The sequence below is a fragment of the Exiguobacterium sp. SH0S7 genome (genome assembly GCF_004337195.1).
Lineage (GTDB): Bacteria > Bacillota > Bacilli > Exiguobacteriales > Exiguobacteriaceae > Exiguobacterium > Exiguobacterium aurantiacum_A.
Genome location: NZ_SJVA01000001.1, coordinates 16,978 through 34,649, shown reverse-complemented (window position 1 = coordinate 34,649; position 17,672 = coordinate 16,978). Strand labels below are relative to the sequence as shown.

The following is a 17,672-nucleotide window of genomic DNA, read 5'->3' as shown; positions in this document are numbered from 1 at the left end:
GATATGTTCGAAGGTGTGAAGTGGGAAGCGATCTTTGACGCCGACCTCGCCATCCGCTCGTTCCCATACTTGCTAGGTGGGCTGCCGAACACGCTCTGGATCTCCTTCCTCAGCATGTTCTTCGGGTTAGTGTTAGGGCTCGTGCTCGCGCTCGGGAAGCTGTCTCCGTCAAGGTTAGTGCGTTATCCGTCGACGTTTTACGTCTCGTTCATGCGCGGCGTCCCGATCTTGATTATCTTGTTCATTCTCTACTCGGGGTTCCCGTTCATCGGGATCGAGTTCGCGGCGTTGACGGCAGCGATCATCGGCTTCAGCTTGAACTCGGCCGCCTATATCGCGGAGATCATCCGCGCCTCGATCCGTGCCGTCGATCAGGGACAGATTGAAGCGGCCCGGTCGCTCGGCATGAACAAGTGGCTGACGTTGAAAGGGGTCACGTTGCCTCAAGCGACGAGGATCGCCCTGCCCCCGCTCTCGAACGTGTTCCTTGATCTGATCAAGGCGAGCTCGCTCGCCGCGATGATCACCGTCCCTGAGATCTTCAACAAGGCGAAGATCGTCGGCGGACGTGAGTTCGACTATATGACCGTCTATTTGGTCGTCGCTCTGATCTACTGGGGAATCTGTACGTTCATGTCGTTCTTCCAAGACTGGCTCGAGCGGCATTTCGAACGCTATTTGGATACACCGAAACGATGACTTAGCGGTCATCGTTTTTTGTTTTCCTTTTTGTGTAAGCGTCGAATGTGCTATGATTTTCTTAATTATCAGAAAACAGACGGGGGAAATTTGATTATGGTGCAACAATGGACGACTCATTTAAATAGTTTAGTGATTGGGCAGTCGAAAGCGATCAAGCTATCGACGATTGCCTTGCTTTCAGGGGGACATGTCTTACTCGAGGACCGGCCGGGGACCGGGAAGACGACGCTCGCACGGAGTCTCGCCTCCTCCGTATCGGCCGCGTTCCAGCGCGTGCAATGTACGCCGGATACGCTACCGAGTGATATTTTAGGGATGGAATTATTCAATCCGACGACGGGTGCGTTCGAGCGACGGACCGGACCGATCTTCACGTCGATCTTACTTGTCGATGAGATCAACCGGACGACGCCACGGACGCAGTCGGCGCTGCTCGAAGCGATGCAAGAGCGTCAAGTGACGCTCGGTGAGGTGTCGCTCCGTTTGCCGGACCCGTTCTTCGTCATCGCGACGCAGAACCCGTTCGACGGACAAGGGACGTTCCCGCTTCCGCAGGCACAGCTTGACCGGTTCTTATTCAAGCTCTCGCTCGCCCCGCTGTCACGGGAGTCAGAGCGCCGACTGCTCCGGAACGAGCATTTGAGCGCCGCTCCGTTCACGTTGAAACATGAAGAGCTCGCCGTGATGCAGCAAGCCGTCCGTGACGTGACGCTGCACGAGGCGATGGAAGACTATCTGCTCGACTTCGTCGAGGCGCTCCGGCACCACCGGGACATCGAGGTCGGGCCGAGCCCGCGGGCGACGCTCGCCTACACGATGGCGGCCCGGGCCCACGCCTACATGGACGGACGGGACTACGTCGCACCGGAAGACATCCGGGCGCTCGCCTTGCCGATTCTCGGGCACCGCATCGTCTTGACGGTCGAGGCATCGCTCAAGACGAAACCGTCGAAACTGATCAAATCTGTGTTAGAGACCATCGCGGTCCCATCCGAGGTGTAACATGCAACTCGTCAGCCCGCGCTATCTAGAATCCGGCTACATGTGGCTCTTGTTCGTCGTCGGGGTCTTCACGGCGCTTTACGGGAACGTGTTCCTCGCGAGCGCCTTGCTCGGCGTCAGCATCTACGCGCTCGTCATGCCCGAGCTGTTGTTCCGCCTGGCCGAACACGTCCGTGTCGAAGTGACGGACGAACTGAAACTGTTTCCGGGTGACGAAGAGTCGTACGTCATCCGCCTCATCTCGACTGCGAAAGTCCCGCTCGGTGTCGTCCGCTTGTCGGGTTATCTCCACCCGACCGTCGAAGTGGAAAACCACGCCTTCTGGCGCCAAGAGAATTATGTCGGCGGCGAGGCGGTCGTCTCTTACGACCTACCGCTCAAAGCCATCAAGCGAGGTCCGATCCGTGTCGAGGCGATCGGCATGGAGATCCGAGACCCGCTCCGCATGTTCTCGCTCTATAAAGAGGAACCGCTCGCAAGGATCGGGTACGTCTTCCCAGAGTTCCTGCCTTATCCGATCCCGAAACGCCCGCCGACGCTACCGGGCGAGGAGATGGTCCGTCATAGCGCCTATCGTGACCCGGAGACGTTCCAGTCGGTCGCCCCGTATCACGGTCAACCGATGCGTCAACTGTACTGGTCGGCTTACGCGAAGACGGGCGAACTGCTGGCCCGGACCGAACAGCCCGTCCAGGCGAACGAGTACGTCGTCGTCTTGGACCTGTTGACGAAAGACGGGCGCTCCCTCACCCATCAGATGGAACGCGTGATCTCGCAAGCCGCGGCGCTGTGCCGTGACTTCGAGAAAGAGAACGCGAGCTACGGGCTGATCGTCCCGACGCTGACGAAAGATGGGATCACGTACGACCTCGCACCTGGGAGCGGCGAGACCCATTTCCGCAAGGTCATGACGACGCTCGCTTGTCTGTCGGAACGAGACTTCCCGATGGCCCGGTCATTGTTCGAACGGAAAGTCGCCAAATACGGCGGCAGCCAATCGATTCTTCGGCTCGGAGGTGACGGCAAATGAATTGGCTCTGGTGGTTGTTCGCGGCATTTTATGTCGGTCACGTCTATCCGCTTGTCTTCCTGTTGACGCTCCGTCTGCCGCGGAACTGGCAGCTCGGCGTCCAGACTTTGCTCAGTATCGGTGCGCTCTGGTTCTCGTATGAGATGAGCATCACGTTGCTGTTGTTCACGTATGTGCACGCCTTCATCCGCACGCTCGATTGGACCGACCGTTACGCTATCGCGAGCGTGTTGTTCTTGATCACGGATTGGCTGTTCCCACCGGCCGAGCAACCGCTCCTCATGGTCGTGTTCCCGTTCCTGTTTTTGTTTTGGCAACGGAGCCTATATTACCGTCGCGACTATAAACGGATGTTGTCGACGCTCGTCGTCGGCCTAGCGGTCGGTCTCGGACTGGCTTTTGTCATCCGGACGGTCAAAGAGCTGTTGTTCGGCGACCTCATCACCTGGATCCGACCGTTCCTGCTTTGGATCGGCGGCTGGTTCGATGGGATCACGCTCGACCCGTCCGACCGGGTCAACCGATTCATGATACCGGACAACCCGAACCTCGATGCCGAGACGATCGCGAACGAGACGTTGCTCGAATCGGCGAAGAATCAGTCTTCCGCGCTAGTCATCTTCTTCATCGTCCTGCTCGTCGGCGGTGTCCTGTTGTTCTTCTATTTACAAAAGCGAAAAGACATCCACGAAGTGCTGTCGGTCCCGAAAAAGGCCCATCAGACGGCACGGACGGAACGTCGCTTGACGCGGACGCCACGTGATGTCCGCTTGCTCGAGGCCGGACGCCGGCTCGAACAGGTGCACCCTCGCCATCGCGAGGAGACCGCGCACGAGTGGTTGGAACGGATCGACTTTACCGATGGAAGCTTGTTCGCAAGTTGGCTCGAGGCGGCCGAGTACGGTGAGAAAGAAGCGCCGACCACGGTCGTCGAGGCGTTTGAACGACACGTCAAACACGTGTTGAAAAAATAAAACCAGCCAAGATGTTCGGGATTGAACCCGGGCGTCTTGACTGGTTTTTTTATAGGATTGGACTCAACAGACGCGACACGCTCTCTTTGAAGCGAATCCATTTCGTCCGTGTCTCATAACGTTCGAGCGTCAACAGCTCAGCGCACGATTTGTCACGGTCGAACGCGTCGATGACGGACCGGGCGACAGCCTCATCATAGACGAGGGCTGAAATCTCGAAGTTGAGGTGGAAGCTGCGGGCGTCGATGTTCGTCGTCCCGATCGAAGCGACCTCGCCGTCGATGACGAGCGTCTTCGCATGCAAGAAACCGCCCTCGTACGTATATACCTCGGCCCCGTACCGGACGAGCTCGGCTGCATTGGCGTATGTCGCCCAGTAGACAAACATGTGGTCCGGTTTGTTCGGGATCATCAGTTGAATCTTCGTCCCTGACATGAGGGCGATCCGGCAGGCGTCAAGGAAACTCGCGTCCGGGATGAAGTATGGCGTCTGAATGTAGATCGTCTCTTTCGCTTCCCCGATCATCTTGACGAGCATATTCTTTAAATGCTCCGTCGTCGAGTTCGGACCGGAGGTGACGATCTGGACGGGTGACTTGAACGCCTCGAGTGTCTTGCCTGGCCAAATGAACTCTTCTTTCAACGCTTTTCGTTTCGTCGGGACGGAACGGTTCCAATCGAGCAAGAACCGTTCAAGCAACTCTTGGACCGCCTCCCCGTTCATCCGCAGATGGACGTCACGCCAATAGCCGAAATGCTGGTTCGTCCCCATGTACTCGTCGCCGACGTTGAAGCCGCCGATATAGCCGATGTCCCCGTCGATGACACACAGCTTGCGGTGATTGCGATTGTTGACGCGGAAGTTGATGCCGAGGCTCGACGGGAAGAACGACTTGACCTCGCCTCCGCTTTCAAGCAGCTCTTTGAAATGTTTACGTCTCAGCCCTCTCGAGCCGACGGCGTCATAGAGCAACCGGACCCGGACACCGGCTTGGGCCCGTTTGGTCAGCGCCGCAATCAACGCCTGGCCGAGCGAATCGTTCTGGATGATGTAGTATTGGATATTGATTTCTTGTTTGGCCGCCTCGATATCGTCGAACAAGGCCGCGAACTTTTGTTTCCCGTCATGGATGACTTGGATGTCGTTATGATACGTGACGAGCGCGTTCGTCGACGACAGGTTCAGCCGGGCGAGACGCCGGTATTTTGCTAACAGCGGGTCTTGCTTGAAGATCAGCTGGTTCCCATCCAACTCATCGAGCTGTTGTTGGACGTGCAACGCATACTCACTACGCCGCTCTTCATCGACTTGATAGAAGTTGTTCGACTTGATCAAACGACCGAAGAAGATATAGATGAAGAAACCGATGAGCGGCAAAAAGAAGAGGACGAGCAGCCAGGCCCATGTCGAGCCGATGTCGCGCCGTTCAAAGAAGATGATCGTGATGGCGAACGTCATGTTCAAGATGACGAGCAGGATGCCGAACACGCTGATGATGATTTCTGTCGTGAGCATCAGGTTCTCCCTCCTTTTACGATTTGGTACATACCCGGTTTTTCTGACCAGACAAGACCTGATATATCTAGTTTGCCTGATTTCGAAGGAGAAAGGTATACGAGCTTGCAGGTTTGAGCGAATAGAACGCAAAAAAACACCGCGCCTGCGGTGTTTTTGGGGTCGATCGATTAGTTTAAGACTTTGATTGTGATTGATTTACGACCGAAGTTGAGCGCTTGCTGTTGTGTCGGCATCAAGAGGTCAATTTTGTTCCCTTTGATAGCGCCGCCAGTGTCTCCAGCGATTGCTTCGCCGTAGCCTTCAACCCATACTTTAGAGCCGAGCGGGATGACTGAAGGGTCAACCGCGATGACTTTTTGGTTCGGGTTCGAACGAACGTCGATACCTGTTGCCGTGATACCAGAGCAACCTGCACAATATGGCGTGTACGCCGTTGCTTCAACTGTCATCGTCTTACCCGAAGCCGGAGCTTGAGTTTGCGTTGTAGACGTAGACTGTTTTGTCACCGGTGCAGACGTTGATGCTTTTGGTTTAGCTGCTGGTGCACTGTTCGCAACCGATGCTGCTTTGGCACCTTTCACAGCGAATTGTTGACCAGGGAAAATGAGATCTGATTTAAGACCGTTCCATGTCATCAATTGATTGACAGAGACACCGTTGTTTGTCGCGATCCGATACAACGTGTCGCCTGATTTAACTGTGTAAGTGTTTGAAGAAGCTGTCGCTTTTGCTTCCGACTTCGCAAGCTTCAACACTTGGTTAGGATAAATCATATTCGAGTTTAAGCTATTTGCTTGTTTGATGTCGTTCACAGATACACCGTTGTTCACGGCGATACGGTACAAAGTATCTCCAGACTGAACCGTGTGTGTTGATGCTGCCGAAGCTGGAGCAGCGACTCCTAAACTAAGGCCAGCGAGTGCCGTTAGTGTCAATAGTGGTTTTTTCATAAGAATATTCCTCCCTTTTCTAACGCTCCCTTACTGTAACACCTCTATATTTCACTGCCGTTACAGGCTGATATGAGAGTGATATCAGTTCAGTTACAGAAGCTTTCAGGGAGATGAGAGGAGTCTGAATTCTTACAATCCAGATAAAAATGGCTTTGTTGAGCCGTTTTCAGCTATACTGATAAGGTGAGAAAGGAGGTTTTAGTCTTTGGAACTATTACTGCTGTATTACATTGTGACTAATTTACTAGCGTTTATGTCATTTTTCCTCGATAAACGACGTGCAAAATCCGGGGCTTGGCGTATTTCGGAACAAACGTTGCTCATTCTCGTCTGGATCGGGGGAGCGTTTGGGGCTTATGTCGCGATGCGCCTCTTCCGTCACAAGACGTTGAAGCCGAAGTTTCGGATCGGGGTCCCGGTCGCGATTCTCGTTCACGCCGGGATCACGTCACTTTTCATCTTCTGAGTGGAGCCGGCTATCTTTTCTGCTGCATTATATAGAAGGAACGTGATAAGACGTCTCGTGACAATAGAGATATAAATGTCGGATTAATCATGAATTCATCTGGTTCAAGACTGTCAGCCCGGTGTAATCTCGAAACAAATGTTCAAATATTGAGGTGGTATGAAGATGTTGGAACAAAGTTCACTTCAGAGCGTGGAATCGTCAACAGGCGCGGTCATGACAGCTATGATCCACGTGACCGATCACTTCCACGCCTTTATAGTGAGGGCAGGTCGCGTCGACTTGATGGTCAACGGGGACCGTCATAGTCTCCGCACTGGGTCGGGCCTTTTGTTAGCGCCGGGGCAACTGTATCAAGTCGTTTCGTCCGAAGAAGCGACTCGGTTCGTCGACGTCCGTGTCGATCCATACGACTTGTTCGCGCCGTTGCTTGCCGAAAGGTTCGTCACACCGTTCATGACGGGGGCGACGTTGCCCCTAAAACTCCTCACGCCGACCGAGCGTGCGGAGAAGGCCGTGTTAGATACGATCGACAAGGTATCCCGAAGTTTACATGGCGACTCATCGTTCGCCCTCTTAGATGCCACGCTCCAGATGGCGGTCGTCTGGCGTTACTGGATTCAACAGACAAACGAGCAACCGAGACTCGTCGGTCAAGACCGGATGAAGGCGATGCTCGCTTATATCCATGAACATGTGACGGAGCGCGTGACGCTCGAACAGATTGCCGAGGCCGGTGGCTTGAGCCGGGCGGAATGTTGCCGTTATTTCACGAAGTGGACGGGCAAGAGTCCGCTCGCCTATGCGTGCGACGTCCGCATGGAAGCGGCGGCGCATCAGTTACAAGAGACGACGGAGTCGGTCGCCGCAATAGCGAGTCACTACGGCTACACGAGCGTCAGTCACTTCGTCCAGACGTTCAAGAAAGTACATAAGGTCACCCCGCTCGTCTACCGCAAGGGCAAGAAGACCAAGTGAAGAGGAAATGAAAACAGGAGTCTGGCCGCCGAGTTTCGATGGCTAGACTCCTTCTTTTTGCGTTCTCGATGGACGAGAGACGATGTCATTCCTCATGCACGACCGACACGATGACATTTCCAACTTTCTGACCGGCGTCCACATAGCGGTGCGCTGCGACGATTTCCTCCATCGGATAGATCGAATCGATGACGGCCTTCAGGTCTCCGGCTTCAAACATCTGATTCAGCAGGCTCAGATCTTCTTTCCGTTCGCTTGCTACTCCCTGTCCGGCAACCGAACTGAACCGGCCTTTTTCCCCGACATGTTTACGAGCCATCCGCTTATCGATTTTTCCTGCCGCGTCAAACACAGCGTCGTACGTTGTCAGTTCGCTGTCATAGCCCTCTTTTGTATAATCGATGACTACGTCTGCGCCAAGGCTTTTGACCAATTCGAAGTTTCGTTCCCGACAGACACCTGTCACGTGAGCACCGAAATGTTTGGCAATCTGTACCGCGATGGAACCGACCGCCCCGGAAGCTCCGTAAATCAATACGGACTTCGCCTGTTCGATGTTCACCTTACGCAAAAAATGAAGGGCTGTCGTTCCACCGAACGGAAGACTGGCTGCTTCTGCAAAGCTTGCGTGTTTAGGCATGATCTCGACACATTTCGTCTCTTTGATACACGCATATTCGGCGTAGCCGCCAAATCGCATCCCGGTCAGCGCATAGACACGATCTCCCACTTTAAAGTTCTCCACGCGACGACCCGTCTCCACCACTTCACCTGCTAGGACGACACCTAAGACAGGCTGTCTCGGGGCGTTAAAGCCGACGACGACCCGCATCGGCAACTTACCTGCTGCCGGTACATCTAACGCACGAAGCCGGCGGTCCCCGGATTGAACGGCTGATGCGTGTACTCTAATCAGCAGTTCGGTTGCTTTCGGTACAGGCTTTTTAATTTCTTGAAGCTGTAACACATCCGGCGGGCCATATGCGGTACAAATCACTGCTCTCATCACGTACCTCCTCACAAGTCGCTTGTCTTTTAGCGAGCGGTCCAACCACCGTCTGCTTTCAAGACGTCCCCGTTGACGAAGCTCGAGTCACTTGAAGCGAGGAACAGCGCGGCGCTTGCGATTTGGTCCGGTTCGCCAATCGGTGCTTCTCCTGCCGCTTGAATGGCGCGCATTCCGAGATCGCTCGGCGCCGTGATCGTCGCCCCGATGTTCGTATTGACCCCGCCTGGTGCGATGGCGTTGGCCCGAATCTTGCCGAACGTGCCATACGTCGCGGCGATATTTTTCGTGAGACCGATGAGCGCATGTTTTGATGCGACGTACGCGGCCCCGCCTCGTGTCCCGAACAAGCCGCCGACCGAGGCGATATTGATGATGACCCCACCCGACTCCTGTTTCTCCATCACGTTGATGGCGGCCCGGGCGATCTTCATCGGACCGGTCAAGTTGACGGCGATGACACGGTCCCATACGTCGTCGGTCACTTCACCGACCGTCATGAAGTTGTCCATGATGCCGGCGTTGTTCACCAAAATATCGAGTGAGCCGAACTGCCCCGTCGCCGTCGCGACCATGTTGTCGATGTCCGCTTGCTTCGTCACATTCGCGGCGATACCGACCGCTTCCCCGCCGGACGACTTGATCTCACTTGCGACCGCCTCGACCGTATCCCCGTTCATATCGACGGCGACGATGCGAGCACCTTCCGCGGCGTATAGCTTGGCGATGGCCCGCCCCATTCCAGAACCGGCACCGGTCACGAGCGCTGTCTTGCCTGATAGTTTCACACAGCATTCCTCCTTGGCTAAGTAGAAGACGACACAGCAAAACGACAAGTGCGGACTGAACACGTGTCAGTAGTCTATACCCGAATTTTAAGTGACCTGCATGCTGTTATGGAAGAATGTTCTTCTTTTCGTACGATATCTCCTTTACAATGAAAGGAATACATATATTGGGATTTGAGGAAGGATTGATGACTTGGGACGATATGATACTGAAGTGATCGGTAGCGGGTCTCCGCTGTTGTTCCTACCGGCTGGGGGATTCTCAGGAAACGAGGGACTGACGCTCGCCGAGGCGCTTGCCGACGACTTCGAGGTCCATCTGCTCGATCTGCCAGGGTTCGGTCGCAGCGAAGGACTCAAAGGGAGAGTCACTTCTTTGGAATTAGCGGATTGGGTGAACGGCTATATCGTGGAAGCAGGACTCGGCCTTGTCCATGTGAGCGGTCACTCGCTCGGGGGCGCGGTCGCACTCGCGTTTGCCGCCCATTACCCTGAAAAGCTGGAACGGCTCGTCTTGCTCGATGCAGGACATAAGCCGTTCCCGCGTGTCCCACTGCAAGAATATGGCGCGTTTGGACTCGTCGTACCGCTCTTGAACGTGATCTACCGCATACTTGGGCCGGCAGCCGTCCGGAAAATCGAGGCGAAATTCATAACGGACAAAGCGGCAGAACCGATTTCAGAGGAACAGTTCAAAGCGTTCTGCACGCAGACGGGTTTGCCTGAGCGGGACGAAGTACGCCGGGCCTTGGATGCTCCTGCCAAACTAGGTCCCGGTGGAATGAACTTACTGTTCGGCTACTATAACTTGGACATGAGCCGACTCATGAGTATGCTCCGCGTACCGACGCTTCTCGTCTACGCTGACTTTATCGGCGTGGACACGAAAGAAGCTGAATTGACGAAATCTGCCGTTGCGAGTCTTCAGCAAGACCGACCTCCGGTCACCTATCAGTCCGTTCCCGGAGGTCACTTCGTTCATTGGAGTCCGGAGTTCCCGCTCGAGCGGGTGCGTCAGTTTTTACTGGATCAAGCGGGAAACATTGTGCATCGATATCCTCAATGAAAAAAGAGATTCGGGGAGTAGTCCCCAAATCTCTTAACGTTCACAGGCGATTCCGTCTCTATCACGGTCTTTCCCAATGTTTGCTTGGTAGAGTGCCGCGTTGACGAGCGGCTTATACTGCGTCTTGCCACCTTTGTTTTTGATGGTCTTGTTTTTCGCGACACCACCCTTGTAGGTTTTGTTGAGCTCGGTACAGTTTTTAAACTTTTTGGCAGCGGCATCAGCCGGATTCGCAGGAGCGAGGCTCAGCGTAAACAAAGCGAGACAGGCCACAGTTGCACGAAGCAGTTTCTTCATTCTTATTTCCTCCAAATTAGCAGACGATACGTCTAGCAGTTTTCATCATTATACGGTTGATTACGAGCAATATACCTCTTTTGGAAATGTCATGACGGAAGAAAGGAAGTATTACATTATGGACTTATTCATATTGATGCAAGAGCGCGCAGTACCTCTGCTCGTGCTCACATTTTTCTTGGTACTGAATCTTGCATTCCTAATAGGGGTTTGGAAGAAACGGATCAACTTCTCAAAACTTTTTTTGCTGTTCGCCAGCTCACTCGCTGTGGTTCTCATGATTTCATCCGTCATGCTCATCACATTTACGTTATTCGTCGGCTATAATCAGTGACTTTTGCAAATTCCTATTGCCGCAACATCTGTAGAAGGAATAAACCCACCTCTTTTTTTTGAAAGAGGTGGGTTTATTCATGGAAAATTATTTTGTCGCTTCGTATTCCAGCGCTTCCCCGTTCGTCTCGATGACGTGCTTATACCAATCGAACGAGTCTTTCTTCATCCGCTCCATCGAGCCGTTGCCTTCATTGTCACGGTCGACGTAAATCATGCCATACCGCTTCTTCATCTCGCCCGTCGTGAACGAGACGATGTCGATGATGCCCCACGGGGTGTAGCCGATCAAGTCGACGCCGTCATAGACGACCGCTTGTTTCAACTGCTCGATGTGGGCTTTCAAGTAATCGATGCGGGCCGCGTCGTGAATCTTTCCGTCGACGACCTCATCGACGGCACCGAATCCGTTCTCGACGATGAAGAGCGGGATCTGATAGCGGTCGTACAACCGATTCAGCACGTAGCGAAGACCGACCGGATCGATCGCCCAACCCCAGTCGCTCGACTTGATATATGGGTTCTCGACACCGTTCGGCAGGCCACCGTTGACGATGTCGCCGCTGTTGTCAGCGACGACGTCGCTCTTCACGGTCGTCGACATGTAGTAGCTGAAACCGAGGTAGTCGACAGTCCCGTTCTTCAAGATGTCGTCGTCCCCGTCTAGAATCGGGATGTTGTAGCCTTCACGCTCGAACTCGTTCAAAGCGTAGCTCGGATAGAACCCGCGTACTTGCACGTCCGGGAAGAAGTAGCGCTGGCGCATCATCTCCTCGGCGAGCATGACGTCGTCCGGGTTCGACGAATACGGATAGATCGGCACGTGCGATACCATCGCCCCGATCTCGAAGTCCGGGTTGATCGCTTTCCCTTTGGCGACGGCGAGCGCACTCGCAATCAACTCATGGTGCCCCGTCTGATACATGACCTCACGGGCGTTCTCGCCTTCCTCGACGATGACGCCTGAGTTCGTCCAGAGGAAGAGCGGATTGTTGACGTCCATCTTGTTATTGATCTCGTTGAACGTCATCCAATATTTGACCTTGTCTTTGTAACGGTCGAAACAGACCTCGGCGAAGCGGACGAAATGGTCGACGACGGCCCGGTTGCGGAACCCGCCGTACTCACGGGCGAGGTGGAGCGGCATCTCGAAGTGGGACAACGTGATGATCGGCTCGATGCCGTGCTTCAACAGCTCATCGAACAAGTCATCGTAAAACTTGAGCCCGGCCTCGTTCGGTTCGGCGTCGTCACCGTTCGGGAAGATGCGGCTCCAGCCGATCGACGTCCGGAGACACTTCAAACCCATCTCGGCGAACAAGGCGACGTCTTCTTTATAGCGGTGGTAGAAGTCGATTGCCTCATGGTTCGGATAAAACTCGTCCGGATCGACCTTGTCCGTGATCCGGCGTGCGACGCCATGGGCGCCTGCTGTCAAGACGTCGACGACGCTCGGGCCTTTGCCGTCGGCGTCCCAGCCGCCTTCAAATTGATGGGCGGCGAGGGCGCCACCCCATAGAAAATCTTTCGGTAATGTCTTCATGTTTATTCCTCCTTATTGATGAACAATCGTGAGCATCGGTGTCGTCGTGTCAGTCTCATCGCTCGGTTGAACGAGCACATCAGCGTAAGTCGAGCTGTTCGTCACGATGACTGGTGTGATACTTGATAAGTTATGGGCGGCAATCATGTCGCGATCGAACGTCATCAATACATCGCCCGCTTTGAAGCTGTCCCCATCTTTGACGTGGACAGTGAACGGTTTCCCGTCAAGTGTCACGGTGTCGAGCCCGACGTGAATCAAGAGCTCGATCCCTGAGTTCGAGCGCAGTCCAATCGCATGTTTTGTCGGTGCGACCATGACGACCGTCCCATCTAATGGCGCCACAATGTTATTCCCGTTTGGTTCGACGGCGTAACCTTTCCCCATTGCCCCAGAGCCGAACACGTCGTCCGGGACATCACTCAAGGCGATGACTCGGCCTGAGAGCGGTGCAGAGATCGTTTCTTCTTGGACGACCGTCGCGCTCGCTTCCGCTGTCGCTGGCGTCGCCAATTCTTCATTTGCCTGTTTGGCAGTGTCTTCCCCGAAACCGAAGATTTGAATCAAGACGACCGGGAGGATGATGGCAATCGCCGTCCCGATCAACAGTCCCCAAATCGATGTCGGCACGTCTTCACTGATTCCGTTCACAAGAGTGAGTGGACCCGGGAGTCCGGCGTAGGCGAAGTAATATGGGTTGAAGAAGCTGGCGACGATGGCACCAATCGCTCCCGAGATACATCCGAAGATGAACGGTTTCTTAAAGCGGAGTGTCACCCCGTAGATAGCAGGCTCGGTAATCCCGAACAGCCCAGTGATCCCAGCCGAGACACCGACTTTTTTGATTTCCTGACTTTTCGCTTTCAAAATGACACCGAGAACGGCACCGACTTGGGCGATGACGGCGATCGTCTGATACGCTTGGAACGAGTCACGGCCGTATAAGTCGAAGTTGGCGAGCACCATCGGCGTCACGCCCCAATGGACCCCGAAGATGACGACGACTTGCCAGAGTCCACCGATGATGGCGCCAGCGAGCAACGGCGCGTTTTCAGCTAGGAAGTTATAGCCGTTGGCGATCCCGACCGCACCCATCGTCGTGATTGGTCCAATGACGAGGATCGTGAGCGGCACCATGAGCACCAAACTGAAGAACGGCACAAATAGAGGACGAATGACCTCATTCATATGCCGGTTCAAGAACCGCTCGACGTACGACAAGATCCAGACGAGGAAGAGCGGTGGCAAGACCGATGACGTGTACGTCGTACCGGACAAGGCAATCCCAAGGAAGCTGATCGTCTCCCCTGACGTGATGCGTGCCGCCATCTCGGCCCATGTCGGACTGACCAAGGCCGCACTTGCCGCGACGGAAATGAACGTGTTCGTCTTGAAGTGTTTTGATGCCGTGATGGCGATAAAGATTGGTAAAAACGTGAACGGTGCCCATGAGATGAAGCTGAACACTTCGTACGTTCCCGTCTCGGCGAAACCTTCGAACAACAATGTCGTTAAAATGAGTACTCCTTGCAAAATCCCGGCTGCCGCTAAAATATAGATGAACGGCGCGAACACCGCGGACATCGTCGCGATGATCCGGTTGAGTATCGTTCCTTTTTGGTCCGCCTCCGTTTCAGTGCCTTCGATTTTTACGAGCTGCGTGAACTCCTCGAACACTTCTCCGACGTGCTGTCCGATGACGACTTGGAACTGTCCACCCGTCTCGACGACCGTGATGACACCTGGCATCGCCATAACTTTCTCTTTCGCCTGCGGGTTTGACCGCTTCAAGACGAGACGAAGCCGTGTCGCACACCGGGCTGCGTTGATGATGTTGTCTTCCCCGCCGACAGCCTCCAAGATGTCCTTGGCGAGTTTTGAATAATCCCGAACTTTACTCAAGTGAATACCCTCCTTTTTTTCATAACGCTTACATTTTGTACACCCTTACTATAATTGTACCGGTACAATTAATCAATAGCGATACAATAAAAAAGTTTGTGGACGTTTAGCAAACATGTGTGTGGTATAATGAAGGCAACATTTTCAAGTAGATGAGGGATGAACGTGCTAAAATACCAACAGATTGCAGCAGAGATCGAACAGTACATCAATCAACATGATTTGAAACAAGGCGATAAACTTCCCGTGCTCGAACAGTTGATGAGCCAATATGCCGTCAGTAAGAGCACGGTGACGAAAGCGCTCGAACTGCTCGAACGGCGTGGGGTGGTCTTCCAACTTCGCGGGAGCGGCATCTTCGTCCGGCGTCATAACCGCCCGGGCTACATGAGCCTGTTCTCGACGCAAGGGTTCAAGAGCAATCTTGGCGACCGCGTCTTGACGTCGGACGTGCTCGACGTCTCGGTCATAAAACCTGACGAGACAGTTGCGCAGAACCTCGGGATCGACGTGACGGACGACGTCTATCACGTCGAACGGGTCCGCTTTGTCGATGGCGAGGTGCTCTGTCACGAGGAGTCGTATTACGTGAAGCAAATCGTCCCGTATTTGAACCGGGAGATCGTTGCCGACTCGATCTTCGATTATGTCCAGAGCGCGCTCGGCGTCACGATCGGCTTCTCCGACATGTACATGCAGGTCGGTCGGTTGAACGCGACGGAAGCCGGATACCTCGGCTTGCAGGCGGACGACCCGACGCTTCGCATCGAGACGATCTTTCATCTCACGAACGGGAAGCCGTTCGACTACTCCCGTATCACCTATCATTACGAGCACTCGCAGTTCGTCGTTCAGGCGAACGGACCTTACATGTGAAAACACCGCTCTACGCGATTTGCGTGGAGCGGTGTTTTTGTGTGGTTTAGACGAGCGGTTTACGTTTCAAATCCAGTAACGTATCATCCGTTTTGTAAAGCAATTCGTTGAATCGTTCTGCACCATGCGCTTCGATGAACGCTTCTTCGGATGGGAAGATTGGAATAAACCAGATTGGGATAACGGTTTGTTCGTCTCCTTCATAGACGAGAAACGATTCATCAAAATAAAACGGTGTCGTCACATAAATCGAGGAGAATTTCAATCGTTTGAAGACGTTCGGGGGGAGTTCAAAATACTCACCGAGTTTGAAAGCGTGATGTGTCTCGAGTGCATGCGTCGTTAATTGCCACAACAACTCAAGCACATCTTCATACGAACGTTTTTGCTTAAAACTCAACTGTAACTCTTGATGTGTATGAGTCCCGCCCTCGTTTTGTAGCGTATGCCAATGAAGGCCTAGCGTCGAAATCGTGAACGTATCGGTTATAGGGCTATCATTAAACTGTAAAAACTGGACGGTCTGTTCTAACAATTCCTCTGTCTCGAATTGATTCGTGAATTCTCCACAATGGGATTCGAGGTGCTCTAAATAATTCAATGGTTGCTCCTACTTTCATTTAAGTGATCGTGATAGATATGCGACTCTATATAGTTTTTTACAATTCATTCGACTGAGTTAAATAGTTATACGCGTTAGCATCGACCGCGCACATTTCCCGAATATAATTTAAGAAATCAGATACACTTGGAAAGATGTGAGGCGTGAGTATGACGTCACACGAGGCCTAGGCGACGTGATGAAAGAGTTGTTCGACGACTTCAAATGCTTCGGCCATGTATTCTGGACTCAATTGGATGTTCCGGGTGATTAAATAACTGACATAGATCACCCTGTCCTTCGATTCAAAAAGAGTCGCCTCACGTTCAGAAAGCCGTGGGTTCACTCGGCCTTCTCTTATCTTTGATGAAAAGAAAGATATCAGTCTCGTTACGCTGTACTCGCCAAACTTCACAATCGATTGATTTGAATCCGTCTGAGTATGTTCAAGTCAATCCTCCTCAGACGGATTCTCGAGATACATTCCGATATTCAAAAGCTGTTCTTTCAGTTCTCGAAAATGGCTGTCCATTCATCCTTTTTATAGCCATAAGGTTCGTCTCGAAAGGCGGGATTGTATTTGGTTATTCTATATCGATACATCACTTCACCTGATTTCTGTATGTTCTCTTACTCTAAGTGCCAAATAAAATCAGCGAGGCATACCCTTATGGCTTGATGCGTTGTGTAGTTTTCAAAACAGTCTCTTATTCTTCAGATTGAACAAACTCTCCGCCAAACGTCCATCCATTTTGTTTCAACATTTTTTCAAATTGTTCATTGAACCGGTTGATATCAATATTCTTGTTCTTTTTCTTACAGAAGACATTACCATCAATTAAAATTAACGGCGATTGAGAGTTTTCTGTTTCCCATATGGGTTTCCACATCACATTTTTTTGATATTCCTTCGTACTATACTCGTTGACGTAACATTCATCGGATACGCCAAATCGAATCACATTTCGCTGCGCCGTTCGCAATGAAATGCCATTAGCTCCTCCCCATGAATCCGGACTCGCACTATCATCTTCCCAAAAACATTTTGGACAAATCGAAAACGTCCCTGGTGGTTCTTCATCCATCGTCTTATAACCACAATAGGTGCATGTATACAGCTCCATTTATGTAACTCCAATCCGATATTTCCACTGACTTTTCAAGGGTCTATATGCATGAAATATGATTTCAAAACCGCTTAATCACTCCGTTCACATGATCGAGAAAGTGATACACATCGTCCGCATCATGCGCCAGTGCGAAGTTTCCGAAGATATGAGGATGATACTCTCCCATGAACGTTTCAAGTGTCTGTACAGACGTAGGGGATGAGCGGGACTGCCAAAACCCGTTTGCTTTCGGAATGCCGAGCTGGGGCAGCAGCTTGTCTTCAATCAATTTCTTCCAGTCGTCATCATGAAGCGTCAATCGATACACTTTCTCCCTCGGGCCGAACGTTCCTCCGAGACAGAACGTCAACTCGATTGGAAACACACCCTTTGTCACGTGGTGAAAGAACGTCTCATAATCCGCTGTATCGATCGACTTAACGGATTCGATTGTCGTCCCTTGTAGTGTAATCCCTTCACGGTCATAGCTCACCAGCCAATCCGTTTCATTTGAGAACGTGACGACG

19 protein-coding genes and 1 pseudogene are annotated in these 17,672 nt (G+C 52.8%); 9 read left to right on the top strand and 11 right to left on the bottom strand.

What is annotated here, in order from left to right:
* Positions 1 to 3: 3 nt before the first annotated feature.
* From EVJ22_RS00195 to EVJ22_RS00180, 4 genes are all read left to right on the top strand, one after another.
* A complete protein-coding gene (locus EVJ22_RS00195; protein WP_016508715.1) occupies positions 4 to 699 on the top strand; it encodes an amino acid ABC transporter permease in 696 nt (231 codons plus the stop codon).
* 96 nt (positions 700 to 795) lie between these two features.
* Positions 796 to 1,704, top strand: coding sequence for an AAA family ATPase (locus EVJ22_RS00190; protein WP_131442828.1), 909 nt, complete (start codon positions 796 to 798; stop codon positions 1,702 to 1,704).
* A 1-nt stretch (position 1,705) separates the two neighbouring features.
* The gene (locus EVJ22_RS00185) at positions 1,706 to 2,734 is read left to right on the top strand and encodes a DUF58 domain-containing protein (RefSeq protein WP_131440713.1); all 1,029 of its coding nucleotides are present in this window, start codon (positions 1,706 to 1,708) and stop codon (positions 2,732 to 2,734) included.
* Positions 2,731 to 3,708, top strand: coding sequence for a hypothetical protein (locus tag EVJ22_RS00180; RefSeq protein ID WP_131442826.1), 978 nt, complete (start codon positions 2,731 to 2,733; stop codon positions 3,706 to 3,708). Before EVJ22_RS00185 ends, EVJ22_RS00180 begins: the two co-directional genes overlap by 4 nt.
* Before the next feature lie 49 nt (positions 3,709 to 3,757).
* On the opposite strand, the gene cls is transcribed toward EVJ22_RS00180, so the two are convergent.
* On the bottom strand, positions 3,758 to 5,224 hold the full coding sequence (gene cls, locus EVJ22_RS00175) for a cardiolipin synthase (protein ID WP_071397524.1): 1,467 nt from the start codon (positions 5,222 to 5,224) through the stop codon (positions 3,758 to 3,760).
* 170 nt (positions 5,225 to 5,394) lie between these two features.
* A complete protein-coding gene (locus tag EVJ22_RS00170; RefSeq protein ID WP_035386025.1) occupies positions 5,395 to 6,177 on the bottom strand; it encodes a LysM peptidoglycan-binding and 3D domain-containing protein in 783 nt (260 codons plus the stop codon).
* A 208-nt stretch (positions 6,178 to 6,385) separates the two neighbouring features.
* On the opposite strand from EVJ22_RS00170, the gene EVJ22_RS00165 reads away from it, so the two are divergent.
* The gene (locus tag EVJ22_RS00165) at positions 6,386 to 6,646 is read left to right on the top strand and encodes a DUF1294 domain-containing protein (protein ID WP_071397523.1); all 261 of its coding nucleotides are present in this window, start codon (positions 6,386 to 6,388) and stop codon (positions 6,644 to 6,646) included.
* Positions 6,647 to 6,811: 165 nt separating this feature from the next.
* Complete coding sequence (locus EVJ22_RS00160) at positions 6,812 to 7,624, top strand: helix-turn-helix domain-containing protein (RefSeq protein ID WP_158625483.1); 813 nt, start codon at positions 6,812 to 6,814, stop codon at positions 7,622 to 7,624.
* Positions 7,625 to 7,709: 85 nt separating this feature from the next.
* On the opposite strand, the gene EVJ22_RS00155 is transcribed toward EVJ22_RS00160, so the two are convergent.
* Together EVJ22_RS00155 and EVJ22_RS00150 are read right to left on the bottom strand one after the other, a co-directional pair.
* A complete protein-coding gene (locus EVJ22_RS00155; protein WP_071397521.1) occupies positions 7,710 to 8,630 on the bottom strand; it encodes an NAD(P)-dependent alcohol dehydrogenase in 921 nt (306 codons plus the stop codon).
* Between the two features lie 29 nt (positions 8,631 to 8,659).
* On the bottom strand, positions 8,660 to 9,418 hold the full coding sequence (locus EVJ22_RS00150) for a glucose 1-dehydrogenase (RefSeq protein WP_131442822.1): 759 nt from the start codon (positions 9,416 to 9,418) through the stop codon (positions 8,660 to 8,662).
* A gap of 193 nt (positions 9,419 to 9,611) precedes the next feature.
* Here EVJ22_RS00150 and EVJ22_RS00145 point away from each other — a divergent pair, with 193 nt between their 5' ends.
* A complete protein-coding gene (locus EVJ22_RS00145; RefSeq protein ID WP_158625482.1) occupies positions 9,612 to 10,484 on the top strand; it encodes an alpha/beta fold hydrolase in 873 nt (290 codons plus the stop codon).
* Between the two features lie 33 nt (positions 10,485 to 10,517).
* Here the strand turns inward: EVJ22_RS00145 and EVJ22_RS00140 are convergent, their stop codons facing one another.
* Positions 10,518 to 10,781 carry an excalibur calcium-binding domain-containing protein gene (locus EVJ22_RS00140; RefSeq protein ID WP_016508727.1) on the bottom strand — a complete coding sequence of 88 codons (264 nt, stop codon included), beginning with the start codon at positions 10,779 to 10,781 and terminating at the stop codon, positions 10,518 to 10,520.
* A gap of 118 nt (positions 10,782 to 10,899) precedes the next feature.
* On the opposite strand from EVJ22_RS00140, the gene EVJ22_RS00135 reads away from it, so the two are divergent.
* On the top strand, positions 10,900 to 11,115 hold the full coding sequence (locus EVJ22_RS00135; protein WP_035386030.1) for a hypothetical protein: 216 nt from the start codon (positions 10,900 to 10,902) through the stop codon (positions 11,113 to 11,115).
* 87 nt (positions 11,116 to 11,202) lie between these two features.
* Here the strand turns inward: EVJ22_RS00135 and bglA are convergent, their stop codons facing one another.
* Together bglA and EVJ22_RS00125 are read right to left on the bottom strand one after the other, a co-directional pair.
* Positions 11,203 to 12,657 carry a 6-phospho-beta-glucosidase BglA gene (bglA, locus tag EVJ22_RS00130; protein ID WP_131442818.1) on the bottom strand — a complete coding sequence of 485 codons (1,455 nt, stop codon included), beginning with the start codon at positions 12,655 to 12,657 and terminating at the stop codon, positions 11,203 to 11,205.
* A gap of 12 nt (positions 12,658 to 12,669) precedes the next feature.
* Positions 12,670 to 14,559, bottom strand: a complete 1,890-nt coding sequence (locus EVJ22_RS00125; RefSeq protein WP_131442816.1) for a beta-glucoside-specific PTS transporter subunit IIABC — start codon at positions 14,557 to 14,559, stop codon at positions 12,670 to 12,672.
* A 165-nt stretch (positions 14,560 to 14,724) separates the two neighbouring features.
* Here EVJ22_RS00125 and EVJ22_RS00120 point away from each other — a divergent pair, with 165 nt between their 5' ends.
* Positions 14,725 to 15,435, top strand: a complete 711-nt coding sequence (locus EVJ22_RS00120) for a GntR family transcriptional regulator (RefSeq protein WP_199749305.1) — start codon at positions 14,725 to 14,727, stop codon at positions 15,433 to 15,435.
* Between the two features lie 46 nt (positions 15,436 to 15,481).
* Here EVJ22_RS00120 and EVJ22_RS00115 read toward each other — a convergent pair whose 3' ends face one another.
* From EVJ22_RS00115 to EVJ22_RS00105, 4 genes and pseudogenes are all read right to left on the bottom strand, one after another.
* Positions 15,482 to 16,036, bottom strand: a complete 555-nt coding sequence (locus EVJ22_RS00115) for a suppressor of fused domain protein (RefSeq protein WP_131442812.1) — start codon at positions 16,034 to 16,036, stop codon at positions 15,482 to 15,484.
* Positions 16,037 to 16,223: 187 nt separating this feature from the next.
* Positions 16,224 to 16,382, bottom strand: a complete 159-nt coding sequence (locus tag EVJ22_RS15435; protein ID WP_158625481.1) for a hypothetical protein — start codon at positions 16,380 to 16,382, stop codon at positions 16,224 to 16,226.
* Between the two features lie 529 nt (positions 16,383 to 16,911).
* Positions 16,912 to 17,160, bottom strand: a pseudogene (locus tag EVJ22_RS15680) (CPCC family cysteine-rich protein); the annotation flags it as partial.
* A 64-nt stretch (positions 17,161 to 17,224) separates the two neighbouring features.
* Positions 17,225 to 17,638: a hypothetical protein gene (locus tag EVJ22_RS00105; protein ID WP_131442808.1), complete on the bottom strand. Its 414-nt coding sequence runs from the start codon at positions 17,636 to 17,638 to the stop codon at positions 17,225 to 17,227.
* Between the last annotated feature and the right edge of the window lie 34 nt (positions 17,639 to 17,672).

Excerpts from the sequence above, each read along its gene's own strand:
- EVJ22_RS00185 (WP_131440713.1), top strand. The coding sequence starts at position 1,706 with ATGCAACTCGTCAGCCCGCGCTATCTAGAATCCGGCTACATGTGGCTC.
- EVJ22_RS00195 (WP_016508715.1), top strand. The coding sequence starts at position 4 with ATGTTCGAAGGTGTGAAGTGGGAAGCGATCTTTGACGCCGACCTCGCC.
- EVJ22_RS00135 (WP_035386030.1), top strand. The coding sequence starts at position 10,900 with ATGGACTTATTCATATTGATGCAAGAGCGCGCAGTACCTCTGCTCGTG.
- EVJ22_RS00180 (WP_131442826.1), top strand. The coding sequence starts at position 2,731 with ATGAATTGGCTCTGGTGGTTGTTCGCGGCATTTTATGTCGGTCACGTC.
- cls (WP_071397524.1), bottom strand. The coding sequence starts at position 5,224 with ATGCTCACGACAGAAATCATCATCAGCGTGTTCGGCATCCTGCTCGTC.
- EVJ22_RS00190 (WP_131442828.1), top strand. The coding sequence starts at position 796 with ATGGTGCAACAATGGACGACTCATTTAAATAGTTTAGTGATTGGGCAG.
- EVJ22_RS00140 (WP_016508727.1), bottom strand. The coding sequence starts at position 10,781 with ATGAAGAAACTGCTTCGTGCAACTGTGGCCTGTCTCGCTTTGTTTACG.
- EVJ22_RS00170 (WP_035386025.1), bottom strand. The coding sequence starts at position 6,177 with ATGAAAAAACCACTATTGACACTAACGGCACTCGCTGGCCTTAGTTTA.
- EVJ22_RS00155 (WP_071397521.1), bottom strand. The coding sequence starts at position 8,630 with ATGAGAGCAGTGATTTGTACCGCATATGGCCCGCCGGATGTGTTACAG.
- EVJ22_RS00160 (WP_158625483.1), top strand. The coding sequence starts at position 6,812 with ATGTTGGAACAAAGTTCACTTCAGAGCGTGGAATCGTCAACAGGCGCG.
- bglA (WP_131442818.1), bottom strand. The coding sequence starts at position 12,657 with ATGAAGACATTACCGAAAGATTTTCTATGGGGTGGCGCCCTCGCCGCC.